The following is a 15,950-nucleotide window of genomic DNA, read 5'->3' as shown; positions in this document are numbered from 1 at the left end:
AAACACACCGACCCGGTCGCCCAGCGCAGTAGCCGCTACCCGTGCAGCGCGACCTGCTCGCTCACCCAGCGCTTGTAGGTCTGCCAGGGATCGTCGACCCCGGTATTCACGACGCGGATGTGGCGCAGCAACGCCTCGTGCACACTGAACCACTCACTGCGGTGCAGCCGGTGGCTCGCGAACTGCGCGTGCCTCGCCTGCTCAAGCAGACGACCACCCGGTTCGAACGCGAGCAGTTCGTCGTGAACGATGTTCGCCAGCCGGCTCCGCGGGTTCGACGAGGTGCCGATCTTGATGCGGTCCCCGAACCGCAGGTAGTAGACAACGTCCACCCGAGCCCGCACGGCATCCGAATCAGGGATCTCGCCGACCTTCCACTCACAAACAGCGCAAAGCCAGCCGGAGGGATAACGGACGCCCAGCCGCGAGCCGCACGCGAGGCACGGCGACTCGAGAGTGTCGGTCACGCCCACATCACGAGCGACCCACTCGTACGCCACGAGAAGGTGGTGCGCGCAGAGGTTCACCGGAGCATCCGCGTCAACGGGACGGTCGCACACCTCTCCGGCTGAAACCGCGACCGCGCAATGCGAGTCCAACGGGTTCATCTTGCTCAACACCCCACCTCGACGCCTGTCACCATGAAGAAACGGTATCTCCGACCGCAGACGCCGTCACCCCGAACACCCCAGAGGGCCGACCTACCCGACCTACGCCGCGCGGACCTCAAGCTCGCCCGCCTCGGCACCCTCACTGCCGAACACGATCTTGCGGTTGGCGACCTTGTCGCTGAAGAAACGATCGTGGCTGACGACGATGACAGCACCGGGAAAGTGCACCAGGGCCCGCTCCATAACCTGGGTGCTTGCCATGTCGAGGTGGTTTGTCGGCTCATCGAGGATGAGCACCGACGCACCGGACAACAGGCACTGCGCCATCGCCACGCGGGCCCGCTGACCGCCGGAGAGGTTTCCGATCCGCTGCTTGAGGTCGGCCTCGGAGAACTGGAACATCGCGAGGAAACGACCGACCGACTTCCGGGTCGCGGCAAACGCGAGGCTCCCCGGTGCGGCATTGACCGCGTGGGTGATCGTGTCGTCATCGTCGAGGTCGGCAAGCATCTGGTTGTACGAGACAACCCCGGCACCCTTCGCCCACACAGCCTCGCCCGAATCAGCTTTTTCCTCGCCGGTGAGCACACGGAGAAGCGTCGACTTACCGCTTCCGTTCGAGCCGTGCACCACGACCCGGTTGCCGCGCCTCAACTCGAACGTCAGATCGTTGAACAGCACTTTCTCGCCGTACGACTTCGAGAGCCCCGTCACGCGGCACAGCACATCCTTGACGTGCAGCCCGCCGTAGATCTCCGTGATGATCTGGTCCACCGGCCGCGGCGCACGGGATTTCTTGATCCCTGAGAGCTTCTTGTCGAGTCCCCTGCTCGCTGCCTTCGCGGCCTCGCGTCGATCGGCGATGCCCTCAGCTTCGAACGCGAGCAGCTCGGATTCATGCACGAACTGCGCCTCGAGGGTCTTCAACCGGAACTGCTTCTGCACCACGTACTCAGCGAAGTTGCCCGGGTACTCGTGCAGGTGGAAGTTTTCGAGCTCAACGATCCGGGTGACAACCGAGTCGAGGAATTTGCGATCGTGGGAGACGATGATCGCCGCGCCCTTGAAATCACGGAACCAGGCCTCGAGCCACTCGACACCGGCAACGTCGAGGAAGTTGGTGGGCTCGTCGAGAAGCAGCACATCGGGTCGCTCGAGAATGAGCTTGGCGAGCGCCGCGCGGTTGCGCCATCCACCGGAGAGGCTGTCAATCGGGCACACGCGGTGAGCGTCCTCGAAACCGAGCCTGGTGAGTGCCTCGTCGATTCGCCGCGTGTAGTCCCACCCGTCGAGGCGGTCCATCTCCTCGAAAAGTTCACCCTGGCGTGAGATCAGCGGATCCAGGTCAGCGGTGGGATCGGCAGCGATTGCCGCATCGATCGACGCAAGCTCGGCTTCCACCGCGCGAATATCGACGAAGACATCGTTGAGCACCTCGGTGATCGTCGCGCTTCCATCGAGTTCCGAGAACTGCGAGAAATAACCAAAACGGATGCCGTCTTCGACAGCGACCGTTCCGGCATCCGCTGACACCTGACCCAGCACCAGCTTGATCAGGGTCGATTTTCCCGAACCGTTACGGCCGATCAGGCCGACCCGATCACCGGATTCAAGACGGAAGAACGCCTCGCGCAGCACCTGCATCTGGTCGAAGCGGACGGTGACGTCGTTCAGTCGAATGAGGCTCATGCCTGCGTTCCTTCCGGGTGAAATATCGCACAAGGCCCACCCGGCATTGAACGCATGTGTTCTCCTACCGTAGCCGAGGAGAACCGGCGGCTAATGTGTGTCGTCCACCAGCTTGAGTCCGACGACACAACCGATGAGACCGACCAGCAGGGCGATCTTGATCCACGAGATGCTCGTGTCGCCGGTGATCATCGACCAGGCCACGGTGAGCGCGGCACCGATGCCCACCCAGACCGCATACGCGGTACCGATGGGGATGCCGCGCATCGACCAGGCGAGTCCCGCCATGCTGAGCGCGAGAGCCGCACCGAAAATGACGGTCGGCCAGAGCTTCGTGAAGCCCTCCGACTTGCCCAGGGCGGTTGCCCAGACGGCCTCGAGGACACCGGACAGGATGAGCACTACCCACAACATGACTGTTCGTTTCTGGCCAGTCTTGTCGCGTTCCGGGTACTGATCCCTCGTCCGGGGCCGTGTTGGCGGCCTTCGTCGAGGGTACCAAAGCAGGGTGATCACCGGCTGTGCATCGTGACACCGGTCCCGTTGCCCCTTCCGGCGGTACCGGCCCGATGTCACGATGGGACCCACGGGGCAACTCACGCGGAGGTGATGGTCGTGGAGGACAAGGTAGCGAACGCCGCCCACACGGACGGCATCACCGTGAAGCCGGCGCACTCGTTTGACGACATGGCGACGATGCTCGGTCCGAAGAATCCCTCGTCGTCGGTGTGCTGGTGCCTGTCCTGGCGATTGTCATCCGCCGAGAACCGGACGCTGGTCGGCACCGACCGAGCCGACAAAGTCCGCGAACTGTGCGCCCGCGATCTCGCACCCGGTGTGCTCGCGTACCTCGGCGATGACGTCGTTGCCTGGGCAGGCATTGCTCCACGGAGGGAGCTGCACCCGATCGAACACTCCCGCAGGATTCCCCACGTCGACGAGTTGCCGGTGTGGTCGCTCTGGTGCATGCGGGTTCGTCCCGGCTACCGCAAGAGAGGCATCACCGCCGCCCTCATCGAGGGGGCCGTGGACTACGCCCGTGGCCAGGGTGCGCCGGCTGTCGAAGGGTATCCGGTCGACAACCACGGCGAGCGAGTAGACCAGACCATGGCGTTCGTGGGCACCAGGGCCATGTTCGAACAGGCGGGGTTCTCCTGGGTCGCTGACACCCGGTCCGTGTCGGGTGGAATCCCCCGAATCGTCATGCGACGGATGCTCCGCTGACGTCGCCAGGACATCTGCCGCACCCCCGCTCGGCCCGCTCACTCAGGTAGATGTCGGCCCTCTGTGAGATAATTGACTCAGCCAAGCTCGCGGTGCCAGGCAGATCCGCCCCTGTGGAATTGCCTGCCCGCGCGCCCATGGAATCCGGCGAACGACTGCATCGCCCGCCGGGAATTGGGTCGACTGTCGGGTGTCGTACGAACTTCGGTTCCTGCTTCGCGCGAGGTTGAGTAAGGCGCTCATGCGCACCCGGAGGTACATCCCATGCAGTTTTCCGAAGGCCAGATCGTTGTCTACCCGCACCATGGTCCCGCCACAATCACCTCGATATTCTCCAGGACCGTCAAGGGCAACGAGGTTCAATACCTCAAGCTCGAGGTCCACGATTCCAAGCTGTCCGTGAGCGTTCCCGTTGCGAGCGCCGAACAGGTCGGTATTCGCGCCGTTCTGAGTCCCGATGAGACGAAGGCCCTGTTCGACGTCCTCCGGGCACCGACGATCGACGAGGAAGACAAGTGGTCGCGCCGGATGAAAGACAACCAGGAAAAGCTCAAGGCCGGTGACATCCTGACCATTGCCGGGGTCGTCCGTGACCTGACCAGGCGCAGCGACGACCGTGGCCTCTCCCTCGCTGAGCGCGAGCTCCTGCGTCACGCGCAGGGCCCGCTCGTCACCGAGATCGCTCTCTCGCTCGAGATCGGTGTAGAAGAGGCAGAGGCAGCGCTGCACAAGGCCCTCGCGCCGGATTCCGCGGCGGAGCCGACCACCCCGGGTGCAACCGATGAGGCTACCGCGGTCGCCTAGATGCGTGACGGCGCTGGCCGCTGCGGCCAGCGCCGCGTCAGGCCCGCGTTAAGCAGGCCAGCGTTAGGCCAGGCCGGCACAGCGTCAGGCCAGCCGTGCCACTGCCTCGTCGACGCCTGAAGCGAGCGAGACAGTCGCGGTTTTCCCCTTCGCCTGCACCGTGTATTCACCGAAGAACCCCGACAGCGGCACGGTTCCGTGATTGTCCGTCCGGACCTCGGTTCTCGACAGCCACCACTCCCCCTTGATGAGCGATTTGAGCGCATCGTAGGAGGGCTTCGGTGTGCCGTCCGATCGCACGAGCCCAGCGGGGGCACCGAGCCAGGCACCGTCATCGGTGATCCCCCAGTAGGTGATTGCCTGCACCGCCGGGTGCCCGACGAGGGAGCGGTAGTGCCGCTCGATCTCATCGGCCTGACGGGCCTCTCCCTCCGGCGTCGATGGCCACGACGCGATCTGGTAATCGTTGAGGTCGACAATCTCCGGCGGCATGGTGTGGCCCGAGACGAGGGTGGTTTCGGTCAGGTGGAGCGGCAGCCCGAAGCGGGCAAACCGATCGACCATCCTGAGCATGGTTCCCTCTCCCCAATAGCCCTGGTGCATGTGCGTCTGGAGGCCGATCGCGTCGACGCGGATGCCGGCATCCAGGACATCTTCAATGAGGCGCTCATAGGCGGGCGACAGATCGAAGTCGTTGAGAATCAGCGTCGCCGATGGGTTGGTCTGTCGCGCCTCCTCGAAAGCGAGCCGGACGATCGGCACCCTCCCGATCTTCTTCGCGAGTCGAGAAATACCGTTCTCCTCCGCGGTGAACTCGGGCATGATCACCACCTCGTTGATGGCATCCCACGTATCGATGAGTCCTGCGAAGTCGGCGACGTCCCGTTGGATCCGGCCTCGCTGGAGCGCCTCGATCTCGTTCTCCGTCCTGCCTCCCAGCCACTCCGGCGCGAGCGTGTGCCAGGTGAGCGGATGCCCCTTCACGGTGACCCCGCGTTCGGCGAACCAGGCAGCAGCGGCGCGGAGTCGCTGGGTGTCCGGTTCCCCCTCGACCGGCTCGAAGATTCGCCAGTAGAACGGAAGCGTCGCCGTGTTGAAGACGTCAAGCCAGAGATCGGCTAATCCGGCGAGGCCTTCGGTCGACGCGCTCGCGAACCCATCGCGGCGGGAGGGAGTTTCGCTCTCCTCGTTGGCCAGCGGGATGAAATCAAACCCGATGTTGCCGAACGCGAACTCGTGACTGCGTTGCTCCAGCACGATATCCGCGTCCCTGAGCGGCGAGCCATCGACGTCGATGACCATGAGTCTGGCGGTCGCCCGCCTGTGGTCGAAGCTCACTTGTCGCCCCTCACAGGCGAGGTCGCAGGCGCAGAGAGACGCTCTTCAGTATTCAGGAGGGATGCCACGTGGTCACGTTCGTACATTTGCATGACACTAGCGCCACTCAGCGCCTGCGCGCATCACGCGGGGTTCAGTTCACTCCGTCTGGCTCACGGCGGCGCTCGGTCTCGGCCTTCAGCTGTTGAAGGCGCGCCTGCTTCTCGTAAAACTCGATCTCGCGCTCGAGGTCCGCGAGCTGCTCCTCCGTCGTCCGCGAGCGTGCACTGTACCCGGGCCCTTGGACATCAGTCGGTGCCTGTGACGCTCGCTGCGGTCGCGCGCGCCGCACCGGCCGGTCGATGATGTTCTGGCTCCCGTCGTATTCACGGCCGATGAGAAACCACAGGACGCTGCCGATCAGGGGAAGGAAGATGACGAGCAGCACCCAGACCATCTTGGGCATGTGCTTCACCTGCCAGTCCTGCCGCGTGATGACGTCGACAAGGGCTGCAATCACGAGCAGGAACGTGAGGGCCGAGAGCACGATGTACATGCGGGAGATCCTATTGATCAGCAACGGTTGTGCGCCACACTTTTTCGTGTCAGTGAGCAGACTGAGCACGGGGGCTGACGCGCACCGGCCCTCGGGTTTATGGTGAGCCGGTGACGCCGCCGCACCGCCAATCATCCGAAAGGCTCGGGACCGAATCGGCCCCACGCAACGAACAGGGCCAGCGCGAGGTAGATCAAATCCAACGCAGCGTGCAGCATCTCGCCGCGGCGGAAGCTCACGACCGTTGCACCGGCCATGATGACCGCCAGACCGGCGGCCGCCATCGGCACCAGGACCGGTGCGATTCCGACTAACGCGGGCAGAATGAGACCGATGGCACCCAGTATCTCGAGGGTTCCCAGTCCCTTGACGAACCGGGCACTGAAGTCATTGGCCCATCCGGCACCGGGAAACCTGACCAGTTTCTCGTAAGGGATGAACACCTTGTTGGCGCCTGCGAGGAGAAATACAGCGGCTAGCAACCCGGCGGTGATCCACAGAGCGAGGTTCATGATTATTCTCCCTGTCGTTACCTCGACCCGTCGCGGGCCGTCATTACCTATGACGGCACTCGAGGGAGGAAGGTAACACCATGGCGGCATCCGATTCCGACGAGGTCATTGCGCGGGCATTCGACGAACAGCGCGGCCGCCTGATTGCTGTCGCCTCTCGGATGCTCGGTTCGCGGGCGGATGCCGAGGACGCGGTCCAGGAGGCGTGGCTGAAGCTGTCCCGCCAGGACGCGACAACGATCGACAACCTCGCCGGTTGGCTCACCACGGTCGTCGGCCGGGTCTGTATCGACATACTTCGCTCACGCAAGGCCAGGCGCGAGGTGGCATATGACGATCAGGTGCCGGAGTTGCTCGTCACAGACGACAGCCACGGCGCACCCGAGGACGAAGCGGCGATCGCGGAATCGGTGGGTCTGGCACTGCTCGTTGTGCTCGATACTCTCAGCCCTGCCGAGCGACTGGCGTTTGTGCTGCACGACATGTTCGCTGTGACCTTCGAGGAGATCGGCCCGATCATTGGGAAGTCCGCGAACGCGAGCAAGATGCTCGCCAGCCGGGCTCGCCAGAAAGTACAGGGCTCCTCGCGTCCAGCCGAGCAGAGACGGCGCGAGCGGTCGGTGGTCGACGCATTCCTCGCGGCGGCCAGGGACGGGGACTTCGAGCGGCTGCTGCGCGTGCTCGATCCGGATGTGACCTGGCGCACGCACACGGCGCATGGTGTGGAGGTGCTGGTGGGAGCGACTGCTGTGGCAGCCATTGCACAGCGCAGAGCGCGCGCGAGAGGACGGGGACATCGTGTGCTCGTCAATGGCGATCCGGGCATGGTCGCGTGGAGCACAACCGGCATGCCGATCGGCGTCATGGGATGCACCGTTGTCGGGGATCGCATCGTCGATATCATCTCGCTGCGTGACCCCGAGCGTCTCGCGGCGATGCACCTTCCGGGTCATCCCGGCTAGACGGACCGTTGCCGCGTCACGTCCGCTGCCCCTACAACTCGGGGCAGTAGTGCGAAGATAAACCGGCCGTGAACACCCTGTCCGCGGCGACTGCTCTGCCAGACTCCCCCTATGACTCCGGTGACCACCTCCTCCCACAACGGCGTGGCCACCTACTCGCTCTGTCGCGAGGGCGTCGCGACAGGAACGCTGACTTTCGGAGTCGGAATGAGAGATGAACCTCCGACCATGGCCGGGGTCACCCATCTTGTGGAACACGTCGTTCTTCGCCTGACCCAGCCGGTGCCCGATGCCCACGGAGGCACCGTGAAAGAGGACTCGGTCGAGTTCTTCGCGACGGGCACAGCCGATGCCGTCGCGCACTTCCTCAATACGGTGGCATCCGCGATCGCGAACGTGCAGCGCGTCACAGCCGAGGACCTCGAGCTCGAGAAGGACATCATTGAGGCGGAGAGGCCGTACGCATTTCGTTTCATCTCGCCGGGCCTGCTGGCTAACCGGTTCGGAGTCCGGGGCCTCGGAGCCGCCGCTCTCGGTGCACCAACAACCGGGGCGCTGTCGAGAACCGAGGTGATCGAGTGGGCACAACACTGGCTCACACGGGAAAACGCTGCACTGTCGTTCACCGGTGAAGTGCCTGCCGCCCTTGACGTCCGACTTCCGTCGGGGCCAGCGGTAGTCCACGCACCGGTGCCGTCGGCACGTGAGACACCGCGCCTGGTGACCTCGGGCAAAGCAGGCGTGGCGTTCTCGCTCGTCGTGCCGATCGAGCTACAAGCGTTTCTCAGCGCTGCGTTGAGTGATGAATTATTTATCCGGCTCCGTCAGGCCAAGGGCCTGATCTACTCCGTGGACCATTTCACGACACGAATCGACGACGATTCCTCGCAGTTGGACCTCGTTTTGGACCCTCTCGACCGGAACCTCGTTGCCGCGCTTCGCGCCGGCGTGCGCGCAATAAAGGACGTGGCCGAGAGCGGCTTCAGCGCTCAGGCAACGAACTCAGCCCGCTCGGTCATTGCCTCCAACGTCGGCGCTGACTCGGCGGGTGGGAGTCTCTATCTGGACGATCTGGCGATCGACGGTCTCTTGCTCCGCCGCACTGTCACTCCCGCGGAGACGCTCACAATCGGTGAAACGTTGACCTCAGGGATGCTGACCCATGCTCTGAAAAAGAGCATCCCGACCCTTCTTGTTGCGGTCCATGAAGATGCCCACCTTCCCGCGAAGCTGCGTAGAGAACTGAAGCTGCCGCTTGACCGCCAGAGGATCTGGACCAGGCACAAGGACCGCGAGAGCGTGCAACGCCACCGGGCGTTGCGGGCGGGGCATGAACCCTGGCGCGCGAAGGCGTCGAAGGACGAAGTGTGGGTCACCGACACCCATATCCTCCGGCGAGAAGGAAACCGACTGACGTCGATCGAACATGGCGACATCGTTCTGGTGGGGCATCGAGAGTGTGGCTGTGTGGTGCTCCTTGACCGTTGGGGACGAAGTACCGAGTGTGACCCAACCGAGTGGAAGAGGGGCAAGAAGCTGAGCCGGCAGCTCGTCACGGCGTTCTCGCCGGACATTGTGCGCGGGTTTCCGTCCCATGAGTGAGCCGGTATCTGACACGAGCGCGCACTCGTGATGCCACTTTTCCCATCGTTCCGGGTGCCGAAGCTCGTACACGCCTGGCTGGAGCAAAGGCGGGCGATCGAACGCGACAGGGTCAGCTTCTACGGAACCTGCCCGGTGTGCCACCACGACTGGCGCGAGCATTGGGGAGGAGCATTCGGCGCGACCCCGACTGATGGTTGCGGCGAATGCCAATACGAGGTGGAGCATGACCAGCGATTCGACGAGCCGCCAATTTGTTATATGGCGGCAGAGCCTCCCCCAGCTCTCTGACGGGTCGGTTGGGGCATCTCGCGGCGCGGGTTTAGAGCCTCGCGTCGATGCCTCGAGGGGCAGACGCGCACCGACCCGCAGGTTTATGGTGAGTGCGTGAGCGCACAGGCGAGCCAGGCAGAGGTGCTGGAGATCGACGGACGCGAGGTGCATGTTTCGCATCCTGACAAGATGGTTTTTCCCGAGCCCGGCATCACCAAACTCGAGCTGGTGAAGTACTACCTGGCGGTCGCCGATGGTGCGCTTCGCGGTGTCGCCGGGCGGCCCATGGTTCTCAAACGCTTCGTGAAGGGCATCGACCAGGAGGCGTTCTTCCAGAAGCGCGCACCGGAGAAACGTCCCGAGTGGATCGAAACCGCCACCCTGCAGTACGCATCGGGCAATTCGGCAGAGGAAGTCGTCGTTCGGGATGCCGCTGCACTCGCCTGGGTGGTGAACCTCGGCTGCATCGACCTCAATCCGCACCCGGTTCGCGCCGAGGACCTCGATCATCCCGACGAACTGCGGGTCGATCTTGACCCCATGCCCGGAGTCGACTGGCGACAGATCGTCGACGTTGCGATGATCGCGAGGGAGGTGCTCAGCGACTACGGCCTCGTTGGCTGGGCGAAGACATCCGGTTCCCGCGGCATCCATATCTACGCCCGCATCGAACCGCGGTGGGACTACCGCCAGGTACGGCTCGCGGCTGAAACTCTGGCGCGCGAGGTCGAGCGACGGGCGCCGGGACTCGCAACCGCGAAGTGGTGGAAGGAAGAGCGTGGCGAGAGCGTCTTCGTCGACTTCAACCAGAACGCGAAGGACCGCACGGTCGCATCGGCGTACTCGGTCCGGGCGCTGCCCGACGCCCGGGTGTCGACACCGCTGGACTGGGACGAAGTGCCCGGATGCCGCCCGGAGCACTTCACCGTGCGCTCGGTACTGAAGCGGTTCGCGGACCGTGGCGATGCGGCATCCGGAATCGATGACGCCGCAGGCAGTCTCGACGGCCTGCTCGCCCTGGCAAAAGAACTGGGCCCGGCCGAGAAACCACCGAGAGCGTCGGACGGATCGGGCCGGCGCACCTCAACGATGCCCCTCGTGGAGGTAGCCCGTGCCAAGACGAAGCCGGAGGCCCTGGAGGGACTCGAGCGGTGGAAGTCAAAGCATCCCGACGTCGTCAAGCTCCTCGAACCGGCCGATGTTCTCGTCGACGGGATGCGGGGCTCGAGTTCGCTCTGGTATCGGATCCGCGTGAACCTGCAGCATGTGCCTGAGGGCGCACGCCCGGAACAGGCAGAACTCGAGGTCGATTACGACCCGTGGGCGGGAAAGAGCGCGGCTCTCTGAGGGCCAGCGCCTGATCTTGCATGTGCAGCCTCGCCCAGGGCGACCGGCCCCGAAGTGGGTGGAGTGCGCACGCCTACCGGTCAATACTCTGTGGCTATGCCCCAGTTGCACCCTCCAGTCGGACGACTGCCGCGCGCGCAGAGCGTTCAGTGAACACCGAGCACTCCGCCGACGACGGGCACGATACGCGGCCCGTTCCCGTCCAGCATCCGTTCTCCCCGCATCCGTTCGCAGTAGACCCCGCCGTTCCGGCATACCCGACCGGACCGACCAATCCGGGTGGACCGTGGTATCCCGGTTACCCGGCACCGCTCACGGCGCCGACCACACAACGGCTAGCGGCAATGAAGCCACCCCGCTGGCTCGTCGCTGGCGAGTGGACAGCGACGGTAATACTGCTCATCCTGATGATGGTCCAGGGCATTATTTTCGCCGTCCCCCTGGTCGTGGACGCGGTCGCGCAATCCGGCGTTCTGGGCGACCGACCCGCCACCGTGCTCTCCGAGGTGTGGACCGTCGACGGTGTGGACGTGGTCTACGTCGAGGAGGGCGGAGCGGAATGCGGCAACGAGTACTGCTGGGAATGGCTGTTGGTCACGCAACCGGATTGCACGACGGCGACGGTCACCGTCGGAATCTGGGACGACATGTACGCCGAACCGCAGCGCGAAATCACACAAACCGCCACGATCGAACGGGTGACCTCCATTCTTGTGGATGCCACGCCAACGGACGGGGACTACGCCGAGCTCACCTCCGTCAGCTGCGACTAGCGCGCCCACATCTGGGCGCGCTGAAGGCACTTGGCGGCGTGTTTCGCGTATCGCGGTAGCGCCGAGCCGTTGACCCACAGCGCGGCAAGCGGGGTCCGCCGCCGCCGTCCGGCTGCAGTCGTCCACGCCAGCCAGGCGAAGTCTGATACCTCCGTCACCCGGTCACGCCTCACGGTCCGACTCCACAGATACCCCCGCACCACGGCACGATCCGGGTAGAGGGTGACCGAGAGACGCCAGAATCGAATCGACAAGACCGCCGCGAGAACCAGAAGGGGAGAGAACAGAAGTGCCCGCTGCGTGATCGGCAACTCAGACAAAACAGCGAATGGGATCACCACAATGAGAGGGACGGCGGCGTTCAGCACACGCGTGATGCCAAGCGGACGGAGGATAAGGACTTTTTCCGGCGCTGGACCCTTCCTGCTCACTGGGTCAGTTCCGCTGTTGCCGAACCGTCGAGGTCGTCCCAAAATTCCACTCGCGTCCACTTCACTGGTGCGGTGGCCAGAATCGGTTCGAGAACAGCCCACATCTCATCGTGGTCGTACCCGATGAAATAGAGGTCATAAGATCCCTGCCCGAATTCATTGCCGTCTATCCAGCCCAGGCCATCTGCAACGAGCGCCTCGTCGGCCGCCAACTCCGTGTCCAAAAGAGCATCCATGGCAGCCAGCGCCTCGTCGTCGGAGCCGGATTCGTAGAATACGATCACCCAGTCTTCCGGTTCGCCGGCGGGGGTTTGGGGTTCCCGAAGCTCAGGCGCAGATTCCGATTCGTTGGGCAGGAACAGCGTGACACACCCGGTCAGCGCGGCAGCCACCGCGGCGGCGATGGCAACGAGCAGGAGCCGCTTCACAACATCCCTCCGGCAGACAGCCGCAGGCGGACTCGACCGGCGCTCGTTCCTTCGAGCACAACAAGAAATCGGGGCATAGGGTGATCGTATTGGCGCCCAAGCCGCGTCCGGTGGAACTGCCCCGAACTGGGTGCGGCCTTCACCTCACCCTGTTGGCCGATGAGTGGCGTGGATATGCTGGCGGCGTGACTGCTCCTCTTCTCAAACCATCCTTCACCACCCAAAAGCAGTGAGCGACGCACAGCTGATCGCTCAGCTCGAGGGTGAGCGGGACCACGTTCTCCGGGCCGTCAGCGGCCTGACCGAGGACGAGATGCATCGCTCGGTTGTTCCCTCAGGCTGGACGATCACCCGACTTCTCAATCACCTCACTTTCGACGATGAGATGTTCTGGATATCGGCGGTACTGGGTGGCGACTGGCGAGCCATTGAGGATTTGCACGACGGCTGGGCGTCCGACCCGATGACCGGCGCAGAGGCGATCGACATCTATAAACGGCAGATCGCTCGAAGCGACGAGGTCCTCGCACGCGTCGACCTGGATGCCCCTCCGGCGTGGACGCCGCCCACCAGCATCTTCGATGCTCCTGAATTGGCGGACGGGCGCGCGGTCGTCTTCCGAGTTCTCAACGAGACGTCCGTGCACGCCGGTCACCTCGACATTGTGCGTGAGCTCATCGACGGGCACCAGAACCTCGTATTTCCGTAGTTCGTCTCACACGGGTTAGCCAGTTCGCATCTCGTCATATTCGTCGTAAGCGCGCGCGAGCCCCGCAAAGGCCTTGCTGCGGGAGGCGAACTCGAAGACCTGCTTCTTGTAGGCCCGCCTCAGTGGAAGGTTGAGTTGTGACAGCTTGGGCAGTGTCAACAGGTCCGACAGGTCCGTCCCGGAGAGCCTCGATCCCGGCATCTGCAGCGTTCTCAGATTTGTCATTGGCCGAATCCAGACAAAGTCCCGCACCTCTACGGTCTTATCGGAACCGAGAGAGCAGTTCCCGTAGACCAGTTCCCGGAGGGTTCCGAGCGAACTCAGCGGGGTCAGGTCCGTTACGAGGAAAGCGCCGTCGACCACGAGCGTCCGGAGTTTCGAAAGCGGTGCGAGCGGCGTCAGGTCGGTGACCGATCGGGCGCCCCCGAGCGTCAGCCGCCTCAAGTTCGGCAGACCGGCCACCGCCGAAAGATCCGAATAGCTGCCCCACTTGATGTCCAGCGCTTCCAGTTGTGGCTGGCCGGCCAGAGAGTCCAAAAGGGGCTGCGGCACTCGCGAACTCAGGCTGAGTCGTCGTATCCGCGTTCGTTCGTTCGCGAAGAAATCAATCCAGTCCTGCAAGACGCGACGTTGCGCCGACGGAGTTAGCCCTCGATCCGCGAGCTGGGTTGCAACAACGTCCAACGACCTCTGGCCGCGGTACTGGTCGGGCTGCCACACCGAGGCGGGTGATCTGTCGGCGAACCTCGTCATGTGCAACGTGTCTCGGGGGTGTCGAACCGGAACCCACCACGCTTACTCCCCAGCGATCCATCCCCTAGGAATGCCATCGCGGAGGCCATCAGTCGCTCTCGCGCGGCGGGTTGTGCATGAACTCGATCCGGATGCCGTTGTCGTCCTCGAGAAACGAGGCGTAGTAGCGGTCGGTGAACCGGGGGTATTCCTTCGGGTCCCGCACGACCGTCCATCCGGCATCCGTCGCGATCCGATGCATGCGGTCAACGTCCCCGCGTGAGTCGACGGCGAATGCCAGGTGCTGCCAGCCGACCCGCCCGTGGCGGTGCGGCCCCGTACCGGGATCCCGAGCCGGCATCAGAATGAACTCCGTCTCGCCGTCGGCGTACCACGACACAGATTCGTCAGCGTCGGTCCGGGTGAAACCGAGCGCCGACAGGATGGGATCGAACTGCGTCGCCGCACGAGGCACGTCGTTCACGGTGACGCCGAGATGATCGAAAATGGGCATCTCGCTGCTCAGGCCCCGACGTTCTCGCGGGCGTCGCGCCCCTGCAACATCGTCGGCAATCCGTCGACCTGCGCCAGGACGAGCTGACGATCGCCGAGAGCGACACGCACGTGGTAGTCGATGTCTCCGCGGACCTCGGCAGAGACCTCGCCTTGTGTTGCTGAAGCGACCGCGGCGTCCGCTCGATTTCGCAAGGCTATGAGCATCGGCTTGCTCTGCATCTCCCGGTCGACCCAGTGCGGACGATCGAACACCTGCCCCATCTGCACGGTGCCGTCGTTGAGGTAGGAGGCCGCGTACACGACCCCCGCACCGAGGGCGGCCTGCGCGCCAAGGTCTCCGTCCAGCTTGGTCTCGAAGTATGCACGAATTTCCCGCTGGAGATAGTCCACAACCGGTTGGACGGCATCCACATCAGCGTCGCTTACCGCGGCGTTTTCACTCGAGCGCCGCAGCGCATCACCAACCAGGTCGAGCCGGGACGTCAGCTCTTCCCTCAGGTGGGAATCAATTTCCCTGCCTTCACTGACCGCGATGGCATTGTGAAAAACCATCAGGCGCTGGAGGTTGGCGAACATCAGGACGAGAGCATTGAAGCGGTGTTCCTCTGGTGTCATGGCGCAAACATACCGAACGCATCAGGTGTTCGAAAATCGCCAGGGCCACACGCTATCGGATGCCTTTCCTCGCTACGCGACCTCCGCGGGCCGCGGCACCCAGTGAGCCCGGGCGTCCCACGCCCCGTGCTCGGACAGCGGCCGAAAACGCAGCGTCGTAAATTCGTGGTGGAAGTTCCGACGGTCGCGTTCGGTCATCGCCTCAGCATGGCGGCGCGCACCTTCACCATCCTCGCGGCCGAACACCATCCCCGTCATCGCTCGGGCGCTGGTCCAGATCGAGAACGTTGAAACCGTCCGCGGCAAACGGATGCCCGCCAGCGCGAGCGTCACTTCGGGATGGTCCCGGACCTGACGCTCGACGGGGCGGCCCCAGTGGATGAATCGTGCCAACTCGGGCAGCCGCATCCGGGCCAGGGTAACGGCGACGACCGGCTCATCGAGATTCGCTCGTTCCGTCATCTCCGGCAGCCCGTCCAGCTCGCGAATGTGACCCCATCGGCGCAAGAACTCAAGCCTGACGTGCCAGCCCTTGTCCAACTGCCGGCCAAATGGGTGCCCGGCGAGAAAGTCGACGAGTGCCGCCTCGTCCTCCCACTCGGCGAAAACAGCTACTCGCCGCAATTGCATCCGGCGCGGGGAAACCACTGCGGCCCCCAACTTCATGCCGGCGAGCACTTCGATGTGACGAAGGCCGTTGGCCTTGGGTGCCCGCAGCAGCACTCGGATTGCAGCCAGCGGCGGCATGTGCGCGAGGTGAAACGAGTGAAAGCTCATGCGGTCGGCACATCCATCTGGCTCGTCATGCTTCGAAAGCCTAGACGGTGAGGTGAACAAATGAGGGTCGTG

Annotated in this window: 18 protein-coding genes and 1 riboswitch; of the genes, 7 read left to right on the top strand and 11 right to left on the bottom strand. The window is 64.0% G+C overall.

The window, feature by feature from the left end:
* Positions 1 to 35: 35 nt before the first annotated feature.
* From AC1C2N_RS15140 to AC1C2N_RS15130, 3 genes are all read right to left on the bottom strand, one after another.
* Complete coding sequence (locus tag AC1C2N_RS15140) at positions 36 to 560, bottom strand: GIY-YIG nuclease family protein (protein ID WP_483404605.1); 525 nt, start codon at positions 558 to 560, stop codon at positions 36 to 38.
* 150 nt (positions 561 to 710) lie between these two features.
* Entirely contained in the window at positions 711 to 2,300 is a 1,590-nt protein-coding gene (locus AC1C2N_RS15135; protein ID WP_495434434.1) for an ABC-F family ATP-binding cassette domain-containing protein, read from the bottom strand.
* 90 nt (positions 2,301 to 2,390) lie between these two features.
* Complete coding sequence (locus tag AC1C2N_RS15130; protein ID WP_108391497.1) at positions 2,391 to 2,714, bottom strand: DMT family transporter; 324 nt, start codon at positions 2,712 to 2,714, stop codon at positions 2,391 to 2,393.
* Between the two features lie 11 nt (positions 2,715 to 2,725).
* Positions 2,726 to 2,790: riboswitch (guanidine-III (ykkC-III) riboswitch) on the bottom strand.
* Between the two features lie 197 nt (positions 2,791 to 2,987).
* On the opposite strand from AC1C2N_RS15130, the gene AC1C2N_RS15125 reads away from it, so the two are divergent.
* Together AC1C2N_RS15125 and AC1C2N_RS15120 are read left to right on the top strand one after the other, a co-directional pair.
* Complete coding sequence (locus AC1C2N_RS15125; RefSeq protein WP_483404976.1) at positions 2,988 to 3,524, top strand: GNAT family N-acetyltransferase; 537 nt, start codon at positions 2,988 to 2,990, stop codon at positions 3,522 to 3,524.
* Positions 3,525 to 3,788: 264 nt separating this feature from the next.
* Positions 3,789 to 4,328, top strand: coding sequence for a CarD family transcriptional regulator (locus tag AC1C2N_RS15120; RefSeq protein WP_483404607.1), 540 nt, complete (start codon positions 3,789 to 3,791; stop codon positions 4,326 to 4,328).
* Between the two features lie 84 nt (positions 4,329 to 4,412).
* On the opposite strand, the gene AC1C2N_RS15115 is transcribed toward AC1C2N_RS15120, so the two are convergent.
* The 3 genes from AC1C2N_RS15115 to AC1C2N_RS15105 all read right to left on the bottom strand — a co-directional run bounded on the left by AC1C2N_RS15115 (position 4,413) and on the right by AC1C2N_RS15105 (position 6,713).
* Positions 4,413 to 5,666, bottom strand: a complete 1,254-nt coding sequence (locus AC1C2N_RS15115; protein ID WP_495434433.1) for an endo-1,4-beta-xylanase — start codon at positions 5,664 to 5,666, stop codon at positions 4,413 to 4,415.
* 133 nt (positions 5,667 to 5,799) lie between these two features.
* Positions 5,800 to 6,201, bottom strand: a complete 402-nt coding sequence (locus tag AC1C2N_RS15110) for a PLD nuclease N-terminal domain-containing protein (protein ID WP_483404609.1) — start codon at positions 6,199 to 6,201, stop codon at positions 5,800 to 5,802.
* 131 nt (positions 6,202 to 6,332) lie between these two features.
* The gene (locus AC1C2N_RS15105; protein ID WP_483404610.1) at positions 6,333 to 6,713 is read right to left on the bottom strand and encodes a DoxX family protein; all 381 of its coding nucleotides are present in this window, start codon (positions 6,711 to 6,713) and stop codon (positions 6,333 to 6,335) included.
* A gap of 80 nt (positions 6,714 to 6,793) precedes the next feature.
* Between AC1C2N_RS15105 and AC1C2N_RS15100 the strand changes: the two genes are divergently transcribed.
* The 4 genes from AC1C2N_RS15100 to AC1C2N_RS15085 all read left to right on the top strand — a co-directional run bounded on the left by AC1C2N_RS15100 (position 6,794) and on the right by AC1C2N_RS15085 (position 11,670).
* Positions 6,794 to 7,675: a sigma-70 family RNA polymerase sigma factor gene (locus tag AC1C2N_RS15100; RefSeq protein ID WP_483404611.1), complete on the top strand. Its 882-nt coding sequence runs from the start codon at positions 6,794 to 6,796 to the stop codon at positions 7,673 to 7,675.
* A 111-nt stretch (positions 7,676 to 7,786) separates the two neighbouring features.
* Positions 7,787 to 9,277: a peptidase M16 family protein gene (locus AC1C2N_RS15095; RefSeq protein ID WP_495434431.1), complete on the top strand. Its 1,491-nt coding sequence runs from the start codon at positions 7,787 to 7,789 to the stop codon at positions 9,275 to 9,277.
* 387 nt (positions 9,278 to 9,664) lie between these two features.
* Entirely contained in the window at positions 9,665 to 10,897 is a 1,233-nt protein-coding gene (gene ligD / locus AC1C2N_RS15090) for a non-homologous end-joining DNA ligase (protein ID WP_495434430.1), read from the top strand.
* 149 nt (positions 10,898 to 11,046) lie between these two features.
* On the top strand, positions 11,047 to 11,670 hold the full coding sequence (locus tag AC1C2N_RS15085) for a hypothetical protein (RefSeq protein WP_495434429.1): 624 nt from the start codon (positions 11,047 to 11,049) through the stop codon (positions 11,668 to 11,670).
* A 427-nt stretch (positions 11,671 to 12,097) separates the two neighbouring features.
* Here the strand turns inward: AC1C2N_RS15085 and AC1C2N_RS15080 are convergent, their stop codons facing one another.
* Positions 12,098 to 12,529 carry a hypothetical protein gene (locus AC1C2N_RS15080; RefSeq protein WP_495434428.1) on the bottom strand — a complete coding sequence of 144 codons (432 nt, stop codon included), beginning with the start codon at positions 12,527 to 12,529 and terminating at the stop codon, positions 12,098 to 12,100.
* Positions 12,530 to 12,758: 229 nt separating this feature from the next.
* On the opposite strand from AC1C2N_RS15080, the gene AC1C2N_RS15075 reads away from it, so the two are divergent.
* Complete coding sequence (locus AC1C2N_RS15075) at positions 12,759 to 13,238, top strand: mycothiol transferase (protein WP_495434427.1); 480 nt, start codon at positions 12,759 to 12,761, stop codon at positions 13,236 to 13,238.
* 15 nt (positions 13,239 to 13,253) lie between these two features.
* Here AC1C2N_RS15075 and AC1C2N_RS15070 read toward each other — a convergent pair whose 3' ends face one another.
* The 4 genes from AC1C2N_RS15070 to AC1C2N_RS15055 form a co-directional block, all read right to left on the bottom strand.
* Complete coding sequence (locus AC1C2N_RS15070) at positions 13,254 to 13,775, bottom strand: leucine-rich repeat domain-containing protein (protein ID WP_483404618.1); 522 nt, start codon at positions 13,773 to 13,775, stop codon at positions 13,254 to 13,256.
* Positions 13,776 to 14,079: 304 nt separating this feature from the next.
* Entirely contained in the window at positions 14,080 to 14,484 is a 405-nt protein-coding gene (locus AC1C2N_RS15065; RefSeq protein WP_495434426.1) for a VOC family protein, read from the bottom strand.
* 8 nt (positions 14,485 to 14,492) lie between these two features.
* Positions 14,493 to 15,062 carry a hypothetical protein gene (locus tag AC1C2N_RS15060; protein ID WP_495434425.1) on the bottom strand — a complete coding sequence of 190 codons (570 nt, stop codon included), beginning with the start codon at positions 15,060 to 15,062 and terminating at the stop codon, positions 14,493 to 14,495.
* A gap of 111 nt (positions 15,063 to 15,173) precedes the next feature.
* Positions 15,174 to 15,878 (bottom strand): hypothetical protein, encoded by a 705-nt coding sequence (locus AC1C2N_RS15055; protein WP_483404621.1) that lies wholly within the window; start codon positions 15,876 to 15,878, stop codon positions 15,174 to 15,176.
* Between the last annotated feature and the right edge of the window lie 72 nt (positions 15,879 to 15,950).

It is taken from the genome of Mycetocola sp. Y791 (assembly GCF_059445325.1).
Note: the sequence above shows the minus strand (reverse complement) of the source record. Positions and strands in the feature narration are given on the sequence as shown.

What these genes read in the sequence shown, in the direction of transcription:
- AC1C2N_RS15135 (WP_495434434.1), bottom strand. Translation starts at nt 2,300, where the DNA reads ATGAGCCTCATTCGACTGAACGACGTCACCGTCCGCTTCGACCAGATG.
- AC1C2N_RS15130 (WP_108391497.1), bottom strand. Translation starts at nt 2,714, where the DNA reads ATGTTGTGGGTAGTGCTCATCCTGTCCGGTGTCCTCGAGGCCGTCTGG.
- AC1C2N_RS15125 (WP_483404976.1), top strand. Translation starts at nt 2,988, where the DNA reads ATGGCGACGATGCTCGGTCCGAAGAATCCCTCGTCGTCGGTGTGCTGG.
- AC1C2N_RS15120 (WP_483404607.1), top strand. Translation starts at nt 3,789, where the DNA reads ATGCAGTTTTCCGAAGGCCAGATCGTTGTCTACCCGCACCATGGTCCC.
- AC1C2N_RS15110 (WP_483404609.1), bottom strand. Translation starts at nt 6,201, where the DNA reads ATGTACATCGTGCTCTCGGCCCTCACGTTCCTGCTCGTGATTGCAGCC.
- AC1C2N_RS15105 (WP_483404610.1), bottom strand. Translation starts at nt 6,713, where the DNA reads ATGAACCTCGCTCTGTGGATCACCGCCGGGTTGCTAGCCGCTGTATTT.
- AC1C2N_RS15100 (WP_483404611.1), top strand. Translation starts at nt 6,794, where the DNA reads ATGGCGGCATCCGATTCCGACGAGGTCATTGCGCGGGCATTCGACGAA.
- AC1C2N_RS15095 (WP_495434431.1), top strand. Translation starts at nt 7,787, where the DNA reads ATGACTCCGGTGACCACCTCCTCCCACAACGGCGTGGCCACCTACTCG.
- AC1C2N_RS15065 (WP_495434426.1), bottom strand. Translation starts at nt 14,484, where the DNA reads ATGCCCATTTTCGATCATCTCGGCGTCACCGTGAACGACGTGCCTCGT.
- AC1C2N_RS15060 (WP_495434425.1), bottom strand. Translation starts at nt 15,062, where the DNA reads ATGTTCGCCAACCTCCAGCGCCTGATGGTTTTTCACAATGCCATCGCG.
- AC1C2N_RS15055 (WP_483404621.1), bottom strand. Translation starts at nt 15,878, where the DNA reads ATGAGCTTTCACTCGTTTCACCTCGCGCACATGCCGCCGCTGGCTGCA.